Source organism: Actinosynnema sp. NPDC053489 (genome assembly GCF_044544865.1).
In the GTDB taxonomy this organism is placed as follows: Bacteria; Actinomycetota; Actinomycetes; order Mycobacteriales; family Pseudonocardiaceae; genus Actinosynnema.
Genome location: NZ_JBITXT010000009.1, coordinates 154,313 through 175,461 on the forward strand (window position 1 = coordinate 154,313; position 21,149 = coordinate 175,461).

2 protein-coding genes are annotated in these 21,149 nt (G+C 74.3%); both read right to left on the reverse strand.

Going from position 1 to position 21,149, the window contains the following annotated elements:
• Nucleotides 1–115: 115 nt before the first annotated feature.
• Nucleotides 116–1,354 (reverse strand): MFS transporter, encoded by a 1,239-nt coding sequence (locus ACIGNX_RS22220; protein WP_396542571.1) that lies wholly within the window; start codon nucleotides 1,352–1,354, stop codon nucleotides 116–118.
• Nucleotides 1,351–21,141 carry a non-ribosomal peptide synthase/polyketide synthase gene (locus ACIGNX_RS22225; protein WP_396542572.1) on the reverse strand — a complete coding sequence of 6,597 codons (19,791 nt, stop codon included), beginning with the start codon at nucleotides 21,139–21,141 and terminating at the stop codon, nucleotides 1,351–1,353. Before ACIGNX_RS22225 ends, ACIGNX_RS22220 begins: the two co-directional genes overlap by 4 nt.
• Nucleotides 21,142–21,149 lie beyond the last annotated feature (8 nt).

A 21,149-nucleotide genomic window follows, 5' to 3' on the forward strand; every position in this document is an offset into this window, starting at 1 on the left:
GCCGACAGGGACACGGCCACCCCGACGGGGAAACCCCGCTTCCGGGTCCTGGGGTTCGGGGTGTGCCCGGTGTCCACCACCCGGGGTCAAGTCCCGTGCGAGGAGCGGTCGACCGTCACTCCCCCGGTCCCGTGGTGGCCGGTGCGGTGGGTTCGTGGCGGGACAGGTGGCGCAGGGTGGGGTTGACCGTAGCGTAGAGGGTGAGCAGGGCGGTGCCGGCGGCGCAGGTCAGGATCGCCTGGGTGGGGGGCAGCAGTTCCACGAGGAAGCCGCCGACGGCGGGGCCGGTGATCGCGGCGGTGCCCAGGGCCACCCCCATGACGCTGCTGAGCCTGCCCCGCAGTTCGTCGGGGGTGAGCAGGAGTTGGTAGGTGGTGATGGTGGTGTTGGCGGTGGGCGCGAGGAACGCCATCGCGGCGAACAGGGCGCCGGTCTGGTAGCCGTTCCCGGCCACCGCCGCCAAGGGCATCAGGGCGGTGATCCCCCAGAAGACGGCGATGACCGACGTGTGCGGGCGCAGCGCCCGGTGCAGGCGCGGCGCCACCAGCGCACCGAGGATGCCGCCCGCACCGAGCATGGCCGCCATGACGCCGATCTGCTCGGACGGGACGCCGCGCTGCTGCGCCACCGCGATGACCATCAGGTAGAACGCCTGGAAGAACAGGTTGAGCCCGATCGCGCAGATGGCGACCACCCGCACCACCGGTTGGGCCCAGACCCACTTCAGGCCCTCCGCCACCTCGCGGCGGAAGTGGCGCGCCGGGGCGCGTTCCCTGGTGCGGGTGGGGATGCGGATGAACAGCAGCGCGACGAACGTCGCCACGTGCGCCAGCGCCTCGACGGCGAACGGCAGCCACCGGCGCAGCCCGAACAGCAGGCCGCCCAGCGCGGTGCCGGCGAGCTGCCCGAGGTAGCCGCGGGCCGCGTTGAGCGCCACCGCCGTGGACAACTGGCTCTCCGGCACGAGAGCGGGCAGGGCGGCGTCCTCGGCGGGCTCGGACAGCGACCGGCACACCCCGAGGACGACGACCACCGCCACCACGAGGAGCACGCCGGCGCGGTCGGACCACAGGGCGGCGACGAGGCCGCCCACCGCGAGCGCCTGCACGGCCTCGCAGACCAGCATCACCCGTCGGCGGTCCCAGCGGTCCACCAGGGCGCCCGCCGGCAGCCCGGCGAGGAGCTGGGCGGCGGCGGCGGTGCCCAGCACGAGGCCGGACGCCGCCGCCGAACCGGTCATCGCGAGCACCAGCAGCGGGAGCGCGATGGTCGACGCGCTGGAACCGGCCTCCGACAGCGCCTGGCCGACCCACAGCAGCCGGTAGTCGCGGTTGCGCGACAGCGGGGTGGTCACCTCCCGCCCCGGCAGTCCGCGGCGATGCCGCGCAGCGCGTCGAGGAAGTCCTCCGCGACCCGGCGCACGGTGGCCTCCTCGTGCCGGTCCGGCTGGTGGTACCAGGTGAAGCGGAGTTCACCGGCGGCGACGCCACCCACCACCTCCAGCAGGTGCGGTCCGCGGTCGGTCGGGTCGCCGTCCTGCCCGATCGGGTCGTGCACCGCCCGGTAGAGCGAGTCGCCGCCCTGCTCGGTGGCGCTGTCGGACTGGCCCAGGTAGTTGAACACGATCTGCGGGCCCGGTCCGGACAGCCGCTCGCGCGCCTGCGGCGACCCCAGGTAGCGCAGCGCCCCGAACCCGAAGCCGTTGCCGGGGATCGTGCGCAGCTGCCGCCGCACCGCCTTGACCAGGTCCCGCCACCTCGGCTGGTCGGTGTCGGGCACGGTGAGCGCGACCGGGTACAGCGTGGTGAACCAGCCGACCGTGCGCGACAGGTCCGCGCCGAGGACGTCCTCGCGGCCGTGACCCTCCATGTCCAGCGACACGGTCGGGCGCCCGGTGAACCGGGCCAGGGCATGTGCCAGGGCGGCGAGGAGGACGTCGTTCACCCTGGTCCGGTAGGCGGCCGGGGCGAGGTGCAGCAGCGCGTCGGTGTCCTCGGCGCCCAGGGCCACGTGCACCGTGCCGGCCGGGGTGCCCGGCCGCGGCTGCTCGTGGTCGACCGGCAGCGGCTCCGCCCGCAGCGCGGCCTCCCAGTGCTCCAGCTCGTGGTCGAAGCCGCCCTCGGCGGTGTGCCGGCTCAGCCGCTGCGCCCACTCCCGGAACGACGTGGTCTTGGCACCCAGGTCGACCTGCTCGCCGCGGGCGAGCTGCCGGTAGGCGGTGTCGAGGTCGTCGAGCAGCACGCGCCACGACACGCCGTCGACGACGAGGTGGTGCACCGTGAGGAACAGCAGCGGCGGCGCGTCGGCCGCGTGGAACAGCACGGCCTTGAGCAGCGGCCCGCCGGCCAGGTCGAAGCTCGCGTGGGTCCGGTCCGCGACCTCGACCATGCGGGCCTCCCGCTCGCTCCCCCCGACGGCGGTGAGGTCGTGCCGGTCGAGGACGGTGACCGGTGCGACCGGGGCGTTGTGCTGGCGCCACCGCCCGTCGACCCGCTCGTAGCGCATCCGCAGCGCGTCGTGGTGGGCCAGCAGGGCTTCCAGTGCCCGCTCCAGGGCGCGTTCATCCACCTCGGAGCCCAGTTCCAGCAGCATGGACTGGTTGAAGTGGTGCGGCGCGACCGCGCGGGTGTCGAAGAACCACTGCTGGATCGGGGTCAGGGGCACATCGCCCACGACCTCGGCGACGTCCACCGGGGTGTCGGCCACCTCGGTGACCGCGGGTGCCAGCGCCTCGATGGTCTGGTACCGGAACAGGTCCTTGGTGGTCAGGGCCAGCCCCGCCCGGCGGGCCCGGGACACGACCTGGATGACGAGGATGGAGTCACCGCCCAGCTCGAAGAAGTTGTCCCGCACGCCGACCCGGTCCGCGCCGAGCACGAACGCCCACACCTCGGCGAGCGCCGCCTCCACCGGGGTGCGCGGGGCGACGTGGCCCGTTTCGTCGGCGGAGGGCTCCGGCGCGGGCAGCGCGGCCCGGTCCAGCTTGCCGTTGGGCGTCACCGGCAGCGCGGGCAGCGCCACGAACGCCGAGGGCACCATGTAGGCGGGCAGGGTGCGGCCCAGGAACTCCCGCAGCTCCGCGGCCGCCGGTGCGGCGCCGGTGTGAACCAGGTAGGCGACCAGGCGGGCGTGCCCCTGGCCGGTGTCCCTGGCCACGACCGCGGCCTCCGCCACGCCGGGGTGCCCCAGCAGCGCGGCCTCGATCTCGCCCGGTTCGACGCGGTGACCGCGGATCTTGACCTGGTCGTCGATGCGGCCCAGGTACTCGACCGTGCCGTCCGCGCGGCGGCGGACCAGGTCGCCCGAGCGGTACATCCGCTCCCCCGGCTCCCCGAACGGGCAGGCCACGAACCGGGATGCGGTCAGGGCGGGCCGGTTCAGGTAGCCGCGGGCCAGCCCGTCACCGGCGATGCACAGCTCGCCGGGCACGCCGACGGGCACCGGGCGCAACAGGTCGTCGACGATGTAGATCCGCGTGTTCCAGGCGGGGTGGCCGATGGGCACGGCTCCCGGTGCCAGGGGCGCGCCGGGTTCGACGCGGTACTCCATGCAGCCGACAGTCGCCTCGGTGGGCCCGTACTCGTTGACCACGGCGGCGGTGGGGTTGGCCCGGCGCCACTCGTCGACCACCTCGCCGAGCAGTTGCTCGCCGCCGACGACCAGGTCCCCGGTCGGCGACAGCTCCGCCGGGACGGTGCCCAGCAGCGACAGGTGGCTGGGCGTGGCCTTGAGGAACGTCGCCCGCTCGGTCGGCGTCGCGTCCTCGGCCAGTTCCTGGACCAGGACGCGCCCGCCGACCAGCAGCGGGCCGAGCAGGGTGGTGACGGTGAGGTCGAACGACACCGGCGAGTGCAGGACCGCCGCACCGCGCAGGCCCGGGTAGACCTCGCCCGCCCAGGTCAGGTAGTTGACCACGGAGCGGTGTTCCACCACGACGCCCTTCGGGCGACCGGTCGACCCGGACGTGTAGATGACGTACGCCGCGTCGCGGGTGGTGAGCGGTCGGGTGCGGTCGTGGTCGGTGACGTCGGTGACGTCGGGCTGCTCGGCGGTGGAGTCGCCGCGCACCAGCGCGCGGTCGTCCAGCACCAGCACGGGGCGGGCGTCGTCGAGCACGAACGCGACCCGGTCGGCCGGGTGGTCCGGTTCGATCGGCACGTACGCGCCGCCGGCCTTGAGCACGGCCAGCACCGCCACGACCAGCTCCACCGAGCGCGGCAGCGATATCGCCACGTACCGGTCGGGGCCGACGCCCTGCTCGACCAGCCGTCGCGCCAACCGGGTGGCGCGGGCGTCGAGCTGCGCGTAGGTGAGCGCCGCGCCGTCGTCGACCAGCGCGATCGCGTCGGGGGTGCGGTCCACCTGCGCCCGGAACAGGTCGGGCAGCGTGGCGTCGGGGACGGCGTGGGCGGTGTCGTTGCCGACCTCCAGGGCGTGCCGCCGCTCGCCGTCACCCATCAGCGGCAGCTCGGCCAGCGGGCGGTCGGGGTCGGCGACGGCGGCCTCCAGCAGCACCGCGAGGTTGCCGGTGAGCCGCTCGACCGTGGCGGCGTCGAACAGGTCGGCGCTGTAGGTGACGGCGCCGTGCAGGGCGTCGTCGCCCTCCTGGAACTCGACGGTGAGGTCGAAGTTCGCCGCGACGACCGGCAGCCCGAGGTCCTCCACGTGCAGGCCGGGCAGGTCGGACGCCGGCTCGGGGTTGTTCTGGAGGACCACCATCACCTGGAACAGCGGCGTGCGGCTGGTGTCCCGCTCGGGTCGCACCTCGTCGACGATGCGCTCGAACGGCACGTCCTGGTGGGCGAACGCGTCCAGCGCGGTGCCGCGCACCTGGCCCAGGAACTCGCGGAACGTGCTCGAACCGTCCACCGAGGACCGGAGGACCAGCGTGTTTACGAAGAACCCGATCAGCCCTTCCAGCTCCGTGCGCTCACGACCGGAGGCGACGGTGCCCACGGCGATGTCGTCCTGCCGGGACCAGCGGGCGAACAGGGCCTGGCACGCGGCGACCAGCGCCATGAACAGGGTGCCGTCCTGCTGCCGGGCCAGGGCCTTGAGCCGGTCGACGACCGCGGCGGGCACGGTGAAGGCGTGCACCCCGCCGCGGGTGCCGCGGACCGCCGGCCGGGGCCGGTCGGTGGGCAGCTCCAGCGGCGGCACGCCCGCCAGCCGCTCGCGCCAGTGGTCCAGCTGCCGTTCCAGCTCCGGCCCGGCCAGCCGCTCGCGCTGCCACACCGCGTAGTCCGCGTACTGCACCGGGAGTTCGGGCAACTCGGCGTCCACACCGGACAGCTCCGCCCGGTAGAGGGCGCCCAGCTCCGAGGTGAGGACCCCGGCGGACCAGCCGTCGGTGACGATGTGGTGCATCACCAGCAGCAGCACGTGGTCGTCGTCGGCCAGGCGCAGCAGCACCGGGCGCAGCACCGGGCCGCGGGCCAGGTCCAGCGGGCGCGTGGTCTCCGCCGCCAGCGCCTGGTCGAGGCCGGCCTCGCCGTCGGGCACCTCCAGCACGGGCAGGTCCACCAGTTGCGGCGGGTGCACGACCTGCACGCCGCGGCCCTCGACGGTGTCGAACGTGGTGCGCAGCGACTCGTGCCGCGCCACCAGCGCGGTCAGCGCCGCGGCGAGCGCGTCGACGTCCAGCTCGCCGCGCAGCCTCAGGATCGACGGCGAGAGGTAGTCGGTGCCACCGGGTTCGAACTGGTCGAGGAACCACAGGCGCTGCTGCGCGAACGACAGCGGCAGCGCCCCGTCGCGCGGTGCTCTCGGGATGACCTCGTCCGCCCCGGTCTCGGCGGCCAGCGCCTCGACCAGCCTGGCCGGCGTGGGCGCGGTGAACAGCACCCGCGGCGACACGGGCACGTCCAGCTCGGCGCGCAGCCGGGACACGACCCGGATGCTGAGGATCGAGTCGCCGCCCAGGTCGAAGAAGTTGTCGTCCAAGCCGACGCGCGGCACGCCGAGCACGTCGCCCCAGGCGCGGCAGACCCGTTCCTCGGTGGGGGTGCGCGGGGCCCGGTACGCCGTGCCCGCGTCGGCGAGCACGTCCGGCGCGGGCAGCGCGCGGCGGTCGACCTTGCCGTTGGGCGTCACCGGCACCGCGTCGAGCCCCACGAACGCCGTCGGGACCATGTGGTCGGGCAGGCGCTCGGCCAGCCACGACCGCAGTTCCGCCGGGCTCGGGCCGGCGGGGACGACGTAGGCGACCAGGCGCTTGTGGTCCCCGTCCTGTCGGGCGACCACGACCGCCTCGCGCACGTCCGGGTGCCGGGTGAGGGCGGCCTCGACCTCGCCGGGTTCGATGCGGAAGCCGCGGATCTTGACCTGCTCGTCGGTGCGGCCCAGGTACTCGATGCGACCGTCGGCCAACCAGCGCGCCCGGTCGCCGGTGCGGTACATGCGCTCCCCCGGCCCGCCGAACGGGTCGTCCAGGAACCGCTCCGCGGTCAACCCGGGACGGTTGAGGTAACCGCGGGCGACCTGCGCACCGGCCAGGAACAGCTCACCCGGCACGCCCACCGGCACCGGCCGGAAGTCCTCGTCCAGCACGTAGGCGCGCACGTTGCGCAGCGGACGACCCACCACCACGGGGGAACCCGGCGTGATCCGGCACGACAGGGCGTCCACCGTGGACTCGGTGGGACCGTAGAAGTTGTAACTCGCCGTCCCCGGCACCTCGGCCAACCGACGCCACAGCGCCTCGCCGATCGCCTCACCACCGAGCATCAGCACCTTCGGCCGGTGCTCGCCGTCCAGCAGCCCGGCGGACAGCAGTTGCTGCGCGTAGGACGGGGTGAGGTCCAGGAAGTCGATGCGGCGCCGCACGACGTAGTCCACCAGCGCGGGCGGGTCCAGCCGCAGGTCCTCGTCGAGCACGTGCAGCTCGTGGCCGTCGGCCAGGAGCACGAACCCCTCCAGCGACGTGTCGAACGAGAACACCGCCGACAGCGCCACCCGCAGCGGCCCGCCGCCGGCTTCGGCGACGAAGTCCTCGCGGTGGTTGACCAGCAGGTTCACCAGGCTGCGGTGCTCCACCACCACACCCTTGGGCCTGCCCGTCGAACCCGACGTGTAGATCACGTACGCCGCGTGCTCGGGGCGCAGCGGCGACAACCGGTCCGCGTCGGTCAGGTCGGTCGCCTCGGTGACGGCGGCCACCTCGGGCGAGCCGAGCAGCGACTCGGTGATCACGAGCACCGGGTCGGCGTCGGTGGTCAGGAATTCCACCCGGTCGGCGGGCAGGTCCGGGTCGATCGGCAGGTAGACGCCGCCGGCCTTCCACACCGCCAGCAGCGCCACCACGAACTCCACCGTGCGCCGCAGCGACAACCCGACCACGGCCTCGGGCCCGACGCCGGCCGACACCAGGTGGCGCGCGAGGCGGTTGGCCCGCGCGTTGAGCTCGGCGAAGGTCAACGACCGGTCACCCACCACCAGGGCCGTCGCGTCCGGCGTGGCCCGCACCTGCTGCTCGAACACGTCGGCGAACGTCACCGCCGGCACCTCACCGGCCGTGTCGTTCCACTCGACCATGACCCGCCGCCGCTCCTGCTCGGTCATCAACGGCAACTCCGCCACCGACCGGTCGGGATCGGTCGCGATGCCCTCCAGCAGCACCACCAGGCGGGCGGCGAGGCGTTCGGCGGTCGCCGGGTCGAACAGGCGGGGGTCGTAGTCCAGTTCCAGGCGCAGCCGGTCGCCGAGGTTGGCGCTGAGGGCGAGCGGGAAGCTCGTCGTGTCCGCGCCTTCGACCTCCAGGACTCGCACCTGCTGCTCGGCGTTGACCAGCTCGTCCACCGGGTAGTTCTCGAACACCACGGCGCTGTCGAACAGGTTCGCGCCCGCGGGCACGTCGCTCCACGACTTCAGATCGGCCAGCGACACGAAGTCGAACCGGCGGGAGTCGATCTGCTCCGCCTGCAGCTGCCGCAGCCACGGCAGCACGCCCAGGCTCGCGTCGACCCGGACCCTGGTGGGCACGGTGTTGATGAACAGGCCCACCATCGACTCCACGCCCGGCAACTCCGCCGGACGACCCGACACCGTCGTACCGAACACCACGTCCGACTCACCGCTGAAACGCGACAACAACAACGCCCACGCACCCTGCACCACCGTGTTCACGGTCAACCCCGCGGCACGGGCGACCCGGTCCAGGGCCGCCGACCGCCCGGGGGTCAGCTCGGTCCCGACCGAGGCGCTGGACGCGGTGCGGTGCGCCTCCACCGGCGGCCGGTCCCAGGGCAGCGGCGTGGGCGACTCGACGCCGGCCAGCACCTGCCGCCAGTGCCGCTCGGCGGCCGCGGTGTCCTGCTCGGCGAGCCACCGCAGGTAGTCGCGGAACGGCCGGCGGGGTGCGAGCCGCGGCTCGCGTCCGTCGGCGAGGGCGGCGTACTGCTCGCACACCTCGGCCAGCACCTGGGCCAGGCTCCACCCGTCCATCAGGACGTGGTGGGCGGTCCAGAACAGGGTGACCTCGTCGTCGGTCAGCCGCGCCACGGCCAGGCGCAGCAGCGGCGGCCTGGTCAGGTCCAGCTCGTCGGCGTCCTCGGCGATCACCCGGTCGTGCGCGGCGTCCCGCTCCTGCTCGGAGAGGTGGCGCCAGTCGTGGTGGACGACCGGCACCTCGACGCGGCGGTGCACGACCTGGAGCGGTTCCTCCACGCCCTCCCACACCACGGTGCTGCGCAGCACGGTGGTCCGGTCCACGACGCGGCGGCACGCCTCGGCCAGCAGGTGCGGGTCGGTGACACCGCCCAGCCGCAGCCGGAACCGGTTGAAGTAGGCGTCGGAGGTGTCGTCCACGAGCGTGTGGAACACCATGCCCGCCTGCAACGGGGTCAGCGGGTACAGGTCCTCGACCGACCGGCCGTCGCCGACCAGGCGGTCCACCGCCGCCTGGTCCAGTCGCGCCAGCGGGAAGTCCGACGGCGTGCGGCCACCGGCCTCCGGCCGCGCGCAGTGCTCGACGATCTCCCGCAGCGCGGTCATCGTCGCCTCGGCCACCGCGCGCACCGTCGACTCGTCGTGCACGTTCTCGGAGTAGAACCAGGACAGCACCAGCTCGCCGTCCTCGACCCCGCCCACGACGTCGAGCAGGAACGCCCGCGCGCTGTCGTCAGGCGCCTCGTCGCCCGGGACCTCCAGCCGGGCCCGGTACAGTCCCTCCCCCTCGTCCGACGCCACGTCCCACCGGCCGTGGTAGTTGAAGCTGACCGGGGGCAGGGAGGTGCCGCGGAGGACCGCCGCGCCACCCTCGCCGAGCTGCCGCAGCGCCTCGTAGCCGAAGCCGCGGCGCGGGATCGCGCGCACCTGCTCCTTGACCGACTTGAGCAGCGCACCCCACTCCCCCGCGGGCACGGTGAGCGCGACCGGGTACTGGGTGGTGAACCAGCCGACCGTGCGGGAGGTGTCCACGTCGTCGAGCACGTCCTCGCGGCCGTGGCCCTCCATCGTGACCGCCACCCGGTCGCGACCGGTCCACTCCGTCAGCGCCCGGCCCAACGCGCCGAGCAGCACGTCGTTCACCTGCGTGCGGTAGACGTCCGGGACGCGGTGCAGCAGGGCGTCGGTCCGCTCGCGGTCGAGCCGGACCGACACCGCGCCGGTCGAGCCGGTGGTGTTGGGGCCGGCGCGGTCCACGGGCACGGCGCCGGGCTCGCCGTCGAGCACGGCGCTCCAGTGGGCCAGCTCGTCGTCGAACGCGCCGGAGCGCACGTGCTCGGCCAGCCGGTGCGCCCACTGGGTGAAGCGGGTGCCGACCGGCGCCAGGTCGACGTCCCCGCCTGCGGCGACCTGGCGGTAGGCCGTCTCCAGGTCGCCGAGCAGGACGCGCCACGACACGCCGTCCACCACCAGGTGGTGGGCGGTGAGGAACAGGCTCGGCCGGTGCCCGCCGGTGAACAGCAGGGCGCGCAACAGCGGGCCGCGGGTGACGTCCAGGCCGGCTCGCGCCGCTTCCACCGCCGCCGCCACGGCGTCCGCGCGGGCGTGCTCGTCGAGGCCGGACAGGTCGTGCCGCTCCAGGTGCCCACCGGGTCCGGTCGGGGCGGCCTCCTGCCACCACCGGCCGTCCACCCGGGTGAACCGGGTGCGCAGCGCCTCGTGGTGCGCCACGACCGCGTCCACGGCCCGCGACAGCGCCGCCGCGTCCGCGCCCTCCTCCAGCTCCAGGTGGAACGACATGGTGAAGCGGTGCGGGTCCCGCGCCGAGTCGAGGTACCAGCGCTGGATGGGGGTCAGCGGCGCGGGTCCGGCGACGTCGGGCCGCTCGGCGGTCCGCGCGGCGCGGGTGCGCACGACGGTGGCCAGCTCGGCGACGGTCTGGTGGGTGAAGACGTCCTTGGTGACCAGCTCCAGACCGGCCTGGCGCGCCCGCGACACGAGCTGGATGCTCAGGATCGAGTCGCCGCCCAGGCCGAAGAAGTTGTCGTGCACGCCGACGCGCTCGACCCGCAGCACCTCGGCCCACACGCGCGCCAGCTCCTGCTCCACGGGCGTGCGGGGCGGCACGTAGCCCTCCGGCACGCCGCTGCGCGCGTCGGGCGCGGGCAGGGCCCGGCGGTCGACCTTGCCGCTGTCGGTCTTCGGCAACCGGTCCAGCACGACGAACAGCGACGGCACCATGTAGTCGGGCAGGTCGCGCTTGAGCCACGCCCGCAGTTCGTCGGCGGTGGGCGCGGCCGTGCCGGCGGGCACCGCGTACCCGACGAGCCGTTGGAGGCCGGGCTCGTCCTGCCTGGCGACGACGACGGCCTCGGCCACGTCGGGGTGGGCGGCCAGGGCGGCCTCGACCTCGCCGGGCTCGATGCGGTAGCCCCGGATCTTGACCTGGTCGTCCGCCCGACCCTGGTACTCCAGCACGCCGTCGGCGGTCCACCGGACCACGTCGCCGGTGCGGTACATGCGGCTCCCGGGCGTGCCGAACGGGTCGGCGACGAACCGCTGCGCGGTCAGGCCGGGCCGGTGCAGGTAGCCGCGGGCCACCTGGTCGCCGGCCAGGTACAGCTCACCGGGGACGCCGACCGGGACGGGGCGCAGCCCTTCGTCGAGCACGTAGGCGCGCAGGTTGCGGCCCGGTGCGCCGATCACGGGGCGGTCGCGGTCGGTGATCGGGGTCCACACCGAGTCGACGGTGCACTCGGTGGGCCCGTACAGGTTGTAGCCGGTGACGCCGTCGGCGTCGGCCAGCGCGCGCCACAGGGGCTCGCCCACGGCCTCGCCGCCCAGGGCCACCAGCCGGAGCCGGTGGGCCCGGTCGGTCAGCACGCCTTCGGGCAGTAACTGCTGGAAGTAGGACGGCGTGCAGCTCAGGAAGTCGATGCGGTGCCGGGTCAGGTGCTCGACCATCGCCCGCGGGTCGAGGCGCACCGCGTCGTCCACGAGGTGCAGCTCGTGGCCCGCGGCGAGCAGCAGCAGGCCCTCCCACGAGGCGTCGAACGAGAACACGGCGGTGGCGATGCCGCGCAGCCGCGTCCCGTCGTCGGGCAGCAGCCGGGTGTGGTGGTCGGCGACCAGGTTGGCGAGGTTGCGGTGCTCGACCACGACGCCCTTGGGGCGGCCGGTGGACCCGGACGTGTAGATCACGTACGCGGGGTGCTCCGGTCGCAGCGGGGCGGCGCGGTCGTCGTCGGTCGGGTCGGTGGCGGGGCGGGCGTCCACGGCGGCCCGCGTCGCGGGGTCGTCGAGCACCACGCGGGGCGGCCCGTCGGGGACGTTGCCGCCGTCGCCGGTGGTGACCACGAGCACCGGCCGCGCGTCGTCCAGCAGGTGGGCGATGCGGTCGGCCGGGTGCCCGGGGTCGACCGGCAGGTACGCGCCGCCGGCCTTGAGCACGGCCAGGACGGACACCACCATCTCCGGCGAGCGGGGCAGCGCCAGCGCCACGACGGACTCGGGTCCGGCGCCCGCGGCGACCAGGTGCCGGGCCAGGCGGTTGGCGGCGGCGTTGAGCTCGGCGAAGGTCCACGACCGGTCGCCGGACACGAGGGCCGTCGTGTCGGGCGTGCGGGCGGCCCGGGCCTGGAACACCTCGTGGTAGGCCGGTGCGCCGCCGCCGGAGCCGGTGTCGTTCCAGTCCTCCAGCACGTGCCGCAGCTCGTCGTCGGTCAGCAGGGGGAGGGCGGACACGGCGCGGTCCGCGTCGGCGGCCACGCCGTCGAGCAGCACGCCGACGTGGGCGGCCATCCGCTCGGCCGTGGCGGCGTCGAACAGCGCGGTGTCGTAGGTGAGCACGGCCTCCAGCCGGCCCTCGTGCTCCTGGAACTGGAACGACACGTCGAAGCCGGCGGCCACCGACGGCGGCGGCACCTCCCGCACGCTCAGCCCGGGCAGCCGGGGGCCGTCGTCCGGCGTGTTCTGCAGGACCACCATGGCCTGGAACAGCGGCGTGCGGCTGGGGTCGCGCACCGGGTGCAGCTCGTCCACGACGCGCTCGAACGGCACGTCCTGGTGGGCGAAGGCGTCCAGCACGGTTTCCCGGACGTCGCGCAGCAGCTCGGTGAAGCGGTGCCGCGGGTCGACCTCGGTGCGCAGCACCAGCGTGTTGACGAAGAAGCCGACCAGGCCCTCCAGCTCGGTGCGGTCGCGGCCGGACACGACGGTGCCCACGGCGACGTCCCGCTGGCCGGACCAGCGGGAGAACAGCACCTGGCAGGCGGCCAGGAGCACCATGAACAGGGTGCCGTCCTGCTGCCGGGCCAGGGCCTTGAGCCTCCCGGTGACCTCGGCGGGCACCCGGAAGTGCACCAGCGCGCCCTGCTTGTCGCGCGTGGCGGGGCGGGGCCGGTCGGTGGGCAGCTCCAGCGGCCGGACGCCGTCGAGCGCGCGCCGCCAGTGGGCGAGGTGCTGCTCCAGGGCCTCCTCGGTCATCGCCTGCCGCTGCCATACCGCGTAGTCGGCGTACTGCACGGGCAGGTCCGACAGCTTGGCCTCGGTGCCGAGGGTGGCGGCCTCGTAGCAGGCGCCCAGCTCGGCCAGCAGCACGCCGTTGGACCAGCCGTCGGTGACGATGTGGTGCAGGACCAGGGACAGGACGTGGTCGTCCTCAGCGAGCCGCACCAGCCGCACCCGCACCAGCGGACCCCGGTGCAGGTCGAACGGGGTGGTGGTCTCCTCGGTGAGCACGCGTTCCAGCTCGTCGCCGGACCGGCCGGTGAGGTCGACCAGCGGCACCCGGACGCGGTAGGGCGGGTGCACGACCTGCACGCCGCGGCCGTCGACGGTGTCGAACGTGGTGCGCAGCGACTCGTGCCGCGCCACCAGCGCGGTCAGCGCCGTGTCGAGCGCCGCCACGTCCAGCTCGCCGCGCAGCCTCAGGATCGACGGCGTCAGGTAGTCGGTGCCGCCGGGTTCGAACTGGTCGAGGAACCACAGGCGCTGCTGCGCGAACGACAGCGGCAACGCCCCGTCGCGCGGCACCGCGGGGATGTCGGCCGACCCGGCGCGGGTGGACGCCGAGACCAGCTCGGCGATCCCGGCGACGGTGGGGTGGGTGAACAGGGCGCGCGGCGACATCTCCACGTCGAACGCGGTGCGCAGCCGGGAGATCACCCGGATGCTGAGGATGGAGTCGCCGCCGAGTTCGAAGAAGTTGTCCTCGACGCCGATGCCCGGCACGCCCAGCACCTCGGACCAGACGTCGGCGACGTCGCGTTCGAGGTCGGTGCGGGGCGCGACGTGGTCGACGCGGGCCGCGGCGAGGTCGGGCGCGGGCAGGGCCCGGCGGTCGACCTTGCCGTTGGGCGTCACCGGCACCGCGTCGAGCACCACGAACGCGGCGGGCACCATGTAGTCGGGCAGGGTGCGCCCCAGCCAGGAACGCAGGTCCGCCGTGGTGGGCGTGGTGGCGCCGGCGGGCACGACGTAGGCGACGAGGCGCTTGACGCCGCCGTCCTCCCGGGCGACCACGACCGCCTCGCGCACGTCCGGGTGCCGGGTGAGGGCGGCCTCGACCTCGCCGGGTTCGATGCGGAAGCCGCGGATCTTGACCTGCTCGTCGGTGCGGCCCAGGTACTCGATGCGACCGTCGGCGTGCCACCGCGCCCGGTCACCGGTGCGGTACATGCGCTCGCCGGGAGCGCCGAACGGGTCGTCCAGGAACCGCTCCGCGGTCAACCCGGGGCGGTTGAGGTAGCCGCGGGCGACCTGCGCGCCGGCCAGGAACAGCTCGCCGGGCACGCCCACGGGCACCGGCCGGAAGTCCTCGTCCAGCACGTAGGCGCGCACGTTGCGCAGCGGCCGGCCGACGACCGGCCCGCCCTCACCGGTGATCCGGCACGACAGGGCGTCCACGGTGGACTCGGTGGGACCGTAGAAGTTGTAGCTCGCCGTCCCCGGCACCTGGGCCAACCGACGCCACAGCGCCTCGCCGATCGCCTCACCGCCCAGCATCAGCACCTTCGGCCGGTGCTCGCGCTCCAGCAACCCCTCCGCCACCAACTGCTGCGCGTAGGACGGGGTGAGGTCCAGGAAGTCGATGCGCTGCCGCACGACGTGCTCGACGAAGGCCGGTGGGTCCAGGCGCACGTCGTCCTCCAGGACGTGCAGCTCGTGGCCGTCGGCCAGGAGCACGAACCCCTCCAGCGACGTGTCGAAGGAGAACACCGCCGACAGCGCCACCCGCAGCGGCCCGCCACCGGCCTCGGCGACGAAGTCCTCGCGGTGGTTGACCAGCAGGTTCACCAGGCTGCGGTGCTCCACCACCACACCCTTGGGCCTGCCCGTCGAACCCGACGTGTAGATCACGTACGCCGCGTGCTCGGGGCGCAGCGGCGACAACCGGTCCGCGTCGGTCAGGTCGGCGGGGTCGTCGGCGACCGGCAGCGTCCCGTCGACCACCAGCACCGGGTCGGCGTCGCGCAGCACGAAGTCGATGCGGTCGGCCGGCAGACCGGGGTCGATCGGCAGGTAGACGCCGCCGGCCTTCCACACCGCCAGCAGCGCCACCACGAACTCCACCGAGCGGGGCAGCGACAGCGCCACCAGGCGCTCCGGGCCGACGCCCGCGGCCACGAAGGCCCGTGCGACGCGGTTGGCCCGCGCGTTCAGCTCGGCGAAGGTCAACGACCGGTCACCCACCACCAGGGCCGTCGCGTCCGGCGTGCTCCGCACCTGCTGCTCGAACACGTCGGCGAACGTCACCGCCGGCACCTCGCCCGCGGTGTCGTTCCACTCGACCACGACCCGCCGCCGCTCCTGCTCGGTCATCAGCGGCAGCTCCGCCAGCGGCCGGTCGGGATCGGTCGCGATCGCGTCGACGAGCAGGTGCAGGCGCTCGGCGAGGCCGCGCGCGGTGTCGGCGTCGAACAGGGCGGGGTCGTAGGCCAGGTCCAGGCGGAGCCGGTCGTCCAGCACCGCGCTGAGGGTGAGCGGGAAGTTGGTGGTGTCGCGGGCCCGGACCTCGGTCACCCGGACGCCGCCCACCTCGGCGACGTCGTTGAGCGGGTAGTTCTCGAACACCACCGCGCTGTCGAACAGGTTCGCGCCCGCGGGCACGTCGCTCCACGACCTGAGGTCGGCCAGCGACACGAAGTCGAACCGGCGCGACTCGGTCTGCTCCGCCTGGAACCGCTTCAACCACTCGGTGGTGACGGCGTCACCGCGCACCGAGGCCCTGGTGGGCACGGTGTTGATGAACAGGCCCACCATCGACTCCACGCCCGGCAACTCCGCCGGACGACCCGACACCGTCGTGCCGAACACCACGTCCGACTCACCGCTGAAACGCGACAACAACAACGCCCACGCACCCTGCACCACCGTGTTCACGGTCAACCCCGCGGCGCGGGCGGTGCGGCGCAGCCGCTCGGACTGCTCGGCGGTGAACGTCACGGGCACCGCGTCGGAGGACTCGGTGGCGTGGTCGCGCGTGGGCCGGCGGTCGTAGGGCAGCGGGGTGGCCGCGGCGAAGCCCGTCAGCACCCCGCGCCAGTGCCGCTCGGCCTCCGAGCGGTCCTGGGCGGCCAGCCAGCGCAGGTAGTCGCGGAACGGCCGCCGGGACACCACGCGCGGCGCGCGGCCGTCGACGAGGGCGGCGTACTGCTCGCACACCTCGGCGAAGACCTGGGCGAGGCTCCAGCCGTCCAGCAGCACGTGGTGGAAGGTCCAGACGAGCAGCACCTCGTCGTCGGACAACCGGGCCAGCGCGATCCGGGTCAGCGGCGCGCGGCGCAGGTCGAGACCTTCGCCGGCCAGCCGGGCCAGCTCCCGCTCCCGGTCCCCCTCGGACAGGCCACGCCAGTCGTGGTGGGTGACGGGCAGCTCCACGTCGGCATGGATGACCTGCACCGGCTCCGGCACGCCCTCCCACACCAGCGCGCCCCGCAGCACCGGCGTGCGGTCCACGACGCGCTGCCAGGCAGTGGCCAGGGCGTGCTGGTCGGTGACGCCGGCCAGCCGCAGCCGGACCTGGTCGAAGTAGGCCGTCGACGACGGGTCGACCAGGCTGTGGAACAGCATCCCCTCCTGCAGCGGGGTCAGCGGGTGGACGTCCTCGACCCCTCGCCCGTCGCCGACCAGGCGGTCCACCGCCGCCTGGTCCAGCCGCGCCAGCGGGAAGTCCGACGGCGTGCGGCCACCGGCCTCCGGCCGCGCGCAGTGCTCCACGATCTCCCGCAGCGCGGTCAGCACCGCTTCCGCGACACCGCGCACGGTCGAGCCCTCGTGCACGCGCTCGGAGTACAGCCAGGTCAGCGCCAGCTCGCCGTCCTCGACCACGCCCACGACGTCGAGCAGGTGGGCGCGGCCGTTGCCGGGGGCGGTGTCGCGGCCCACCGGGGCGCAGCGGGCCCGGTACAGCCCCCCGTCGTCGGCCGCCACGTCCCACTGGCCGTGGTAGTTGAAGCTGATCCCCGGGTGCGGGTCCGCGCGCAGCGCCGCGGCGGGCGAGTCGGGCGCGCCCAGGTAGCGCAGCGCACCGTAGCTCTGGCCCCGCCGCGGCAGTGCCCGGACCTGTTCCTTGACCGACTTCAGCACCGCGCCCCAGCCGCCCTCGGGCACGTGCAGCGCCAGCGGGAACTGGCTGGTGAACCAGCCGACCGTGCGAGAGATGTCCAGGTCGTCGGGCACGTCCTCGCGACCGTGGCCCTCCAGGGCGACCAGCACGCGATCGCGGCCGGTCCACCGCGCCAGCGCCCGGCCCAACGCGCTGAGCAGCACGTCGTTCACCTGCGTGCGGTAGACGCCGGGCACGTGGTGCAGCAGGGCGTCGGTCTCGGCGCGACCGAGCCGCACGGTGAGCGCGCGCACCGCCTCGGCCGGGTCGCCGTCCTCGTGGTCCACGGGCAGCTCGGCCGGGGCCGAGGCGGCGAAGCCGGTCCAGTGGTCGAGGTCCGCGTCCAGCTCGCCGGCGGCGACCCGCTCGGTCAGGCGACGCGCCCACGTGGTGAACGCGGTGCCCGCGGGGTCGAGCCGGACCTGCTCACCGCGCAGCGCCTGGTGGTAGGCGGACTCGAGGTCGCCGAGCAGCACGCGCCACGACACGCCGTCCACCACCAGGTGGTGCACGGCCAGGAACAGGCGGGGGCTCCGGTCCGGGCCGAGCCGGAACAGCAGCGCGCGGACCAGGCGGCCCGCGCCCAGGTCGAGGCCGGACTGGGCGGCCAGGGCGTCGGCCTCGACGGCGTCCCGCAGCGCGTCACCGTCCAGTTCGGACAGGTCGCGCACGGCCAGCACACCGGTGGGCGGGGTGGGCGAGACCTCCTGCACCCACCGGTCCCCGTCGCGGGTGAAGCGGGTGCGCAGCGCGTCGTGGTGCGCCACCACGGCGTCCACGGCCGTGCGCAGCGCACGTTCGTCGAGGTCGGGGGTCAGCTCGACGAACGTGGACATGGTGAAGTGGTGCGGGTTGGCCGGGGCGGTGTCGAAGAACCACTCCTGGATGGGCGTGAGCGGCGCGGGCCCGGTGACGTGTGCCTCCGGTGCGCGCACCTCGTCGTCGGCGGTGGTCACGTCCGCGGCCAGCTCGGCGATGGTCGGGTGCAGGAAGATGTCCTTGGAGGCCAGCTTCAGGCCGGCCTGCCGGGCGCGGGCGACGACCTGGATGCTCAGGATCGAGTCGCCGCCCAGCTCGAAGAAGTTGTCCTCGACGCCCACCCGTTCGGCGCGCAGCACCTCGGCCCAGATGCGGGCCAGCTCGCGCTCGACGGACGTGCCGGGCTCGACGTGGCGGGAGGCGGTGCCGGCGGGGGCGTCGGGCGCGGGCAGCGCACGGCGGTCGACCTTGCCGTTGGCGTTGAGCGGCAACGCGTCCAGGGTCACGAACGCCGAGGGCACCATGTAGTCGGGCAGGTCGCGCTTGAGCCACGTGCGCAGGTCGGCGTCGGCGGGGACGGCACCGCCGGTCGGCACGAGGTAGGCGACCAGGCGCTTGCGGCCGTCCTCGGTGCGGGCGATGGTGACCGCCTGCGCGATGCCGGGGTGGTCCATGAGCCGGCCGTCGATCTCGCCGGTCTCGATGCGGAAGCCGCGGATCTTGACCTGGTCGTCGGTGCGGCCCACGAACTCGATGGTGCCGTCGGGCTTCCAGCGCACCACGTCGCCGGTGCGGTACATCCGGGAGCCGGGCGGGCCGAACGGGTCGGGCAGGAACCGCTGGGCGGTGGCGCCGGGCTGCCCGAGGTAGCCGCGGACCACGCCCGCGCCCGCCAGGTGCAGCTCACCGGGCACGCCGACCGCGACGGGCCGCAGGTCCTCGTCCAGCACGTAGGCGGCCATGCCGTCGAACGGGCGGCCGATGGGCAGCACGTCCGGGACGGCGTCGGCGGAGGTCATCGGGTGGGAGGTGGCGAAGGTGGTCGCCTCCGTCGGGCCGTAGACGTCGACCGCGGTCAGACCGGGGCAGGCTTCCAGGACCCGCCGCACGGCCGCGGCGGGCACCACGTCACCACCGGTCCACACCTCCCGCAACCCCGCGAAACACGCCGGGTCGTCCTGCGCCAACACCCGGAACAACCCCGAGGTCAGGAACACGGCCGTCACGCCGTGCCGGGTGACCACGTCGCGGAGCACCCGGCCGTCGACGTCACCGGAGGGCGCGACGACCACGCTGCCGCCGTTGAGCAACGGCACCCACATCTCGTACGTGGTCGCATCGAACGCCTGGGCCGAGTGCAACAGCACGCGCTCGTGCGCCCCGCCACCGAACCGCGAGTCCGCGGCCAGGGCGACCACGTCCCGGTGCCGCACCGCCACACCCTTGGGCGTGCCGGTGGAACCGGACGTGAACATCACGTACGCGAGGTTGTCCGGGTGCACGGGCACGTCGGCCGGTCCGTCGCCAGGGTCGCCGGGTCCGCCGTCGAGCAGCACGACGTGTCCGGTGTGGATGGTCCGGGTGGTGCCCTCGTGCGCGGCATCGGTGATCACGACGGCGGCCCCCGCCTCGTCGAGCACCCGTCTCATGCGGTCGGCGGGCGCGCGCACGTCCAGGGGCACGTACGCCGCGCCGGCCTTGGTGACGGCCAGTTCGGCGACGACCAGGTCCGCGGAGCGCTCGGCGAGCAGCCCCACCGGGTGCTCGGGGCGCACGCCCGCGGCGATCAGCCGGTGCGCGAGCCGGTCGGCCCGCGCGTCGAGTTCGGCGTAGGTCAGCGTGGTGTCGCCCGCGACGACGGCCGGCCGGTCCGGGACGCGGCGCACCTGCTCGGCGAACAGCTCGGTGATGGTGCGGGCGGGAGGCTCGCGGTGCGCGTCGTTCCAGCGGACGAGCACCTCGTCGCGCTCGTCGTCGGACATCCACGGCAGCTCGGCCAGGGGGCGCCGCGGATCGTCCGCCACGCCGCCGAGCAGCCGCACCAGGTGCCCGGTGAAGCGCTCGACCGTGGCGGCGTCGAACAGGTCGGTGTTGTACTCGACCTGGCCGGCCAGCGCGCCGTCGCGCTCCTGGAACTCGATGGTGAGGTCGAAGATGGCATCGCGCCGGGACATCTCGACCTGCTCGACGCGCAGGCCGGGCAGCTGCGGCGGGGTGCGGTGCGGGTTCTGGAGCAGCACCATGACGTCGAACAGCGGGTTGCGGCTGGGGTCGCGGTCCTTGCGCACCGCGTCGACCAACTGCTCCAGCGGCGTCTCGTCGTGGGCGTAGGCGTCCTGCACGGTCTGCTTGACCTGGTCCAGGAAGTCGGTGAACAGCCGTCTGCTGTCCACTGTGGACCTCAGAACGACGGTGTTGACGAAGAACCCGACCAGCCGGTCCAGGCCGGGGTGGTTGCGACCGGTGGTGACGGTGCCGACGGCCACGTCCTCCTGCCCGGCGTAGCGGGCCAGGAGCGCCTGGCAGGCGGCCACGAGGACGGTGAACAGGATCGTGCCGCGCTCGTGCGCCAGGTCGCGCAGGGCCGCGGTGACGGGTGCGGGCACGGTGAACGCCCGCGCCGCGCCGCCGGTGGTGCGCACCGGCGGGCGGGGCCGGTCGGTGGGCAGCTCCAGCGGCGTGATGTCGGTCAACCGCCGCGTCCAGTGGTCGAGGTGGCCGCGCAGGGCGTCACCGGACAGGCGTTCGCGCTGCCAGGCGGCGAAGTCGGCGTACTGGACCGGCAGCGGCGGCAGCGGCGCGTCGCGGCCGTCCAGCGCCGCGCGGTAGAACTCGACCAGCTCCTCGGTCAGCACGCCCATCGACCAGCCGTCGGTGACCACGTGGTGCGCGGTCACCAGCAGCACGTGGTCGTCCTCGGCGAGTCGCACCAGCAGCGCCCGCACCAGCGGGCCGCGCCGCAGGTCGAACGGGCGGGAGTACTCCTCGACCAGGGTCTCGTCCAGCCCGTCGGGGCCGGTGGCGACCACCGGCACCGCCAGGTCGAACGGCGGGTGCACGACCTGCACGCCGCGCCCGTCGACCTCGTCCAGCGTGCTGCGCAGCGCCTCGTGGCGGGCCACCAGCCCGCGCAGCGCGACGGTGAGCGCCGGCACGTCCAACCGTCCGGTCAGGCGCAGCGCCAGCGCGCTGTTGTAGCCGGAGCCACCGGGCTGGAACTGGTCGAGGAACCACAGCCGCTGCTGCGGGAACGACAGCGGCAGCGGGTGATCCCGGTCCGCGGGCTTGATGGCACCGGTCTGCCCGGCACGGCCGGCGAGCCGGCGGCGCATCTGCTCCCTCAGGTGCGGGGGCAGTGCGGCGATGCGGTCCTCCATCGACGACGACATGGCGTGGT

What these genes read in the sequence shown, in the direction of transcription:
- ACIGNX_RS22225 (WP_396542572.1), bottom strand. Translation starts at nt 21,141, where the DNA reads ATGTCGTCGTCGATGGAGGACCGCATCGCCGCACTGCCCCCGCACCTG.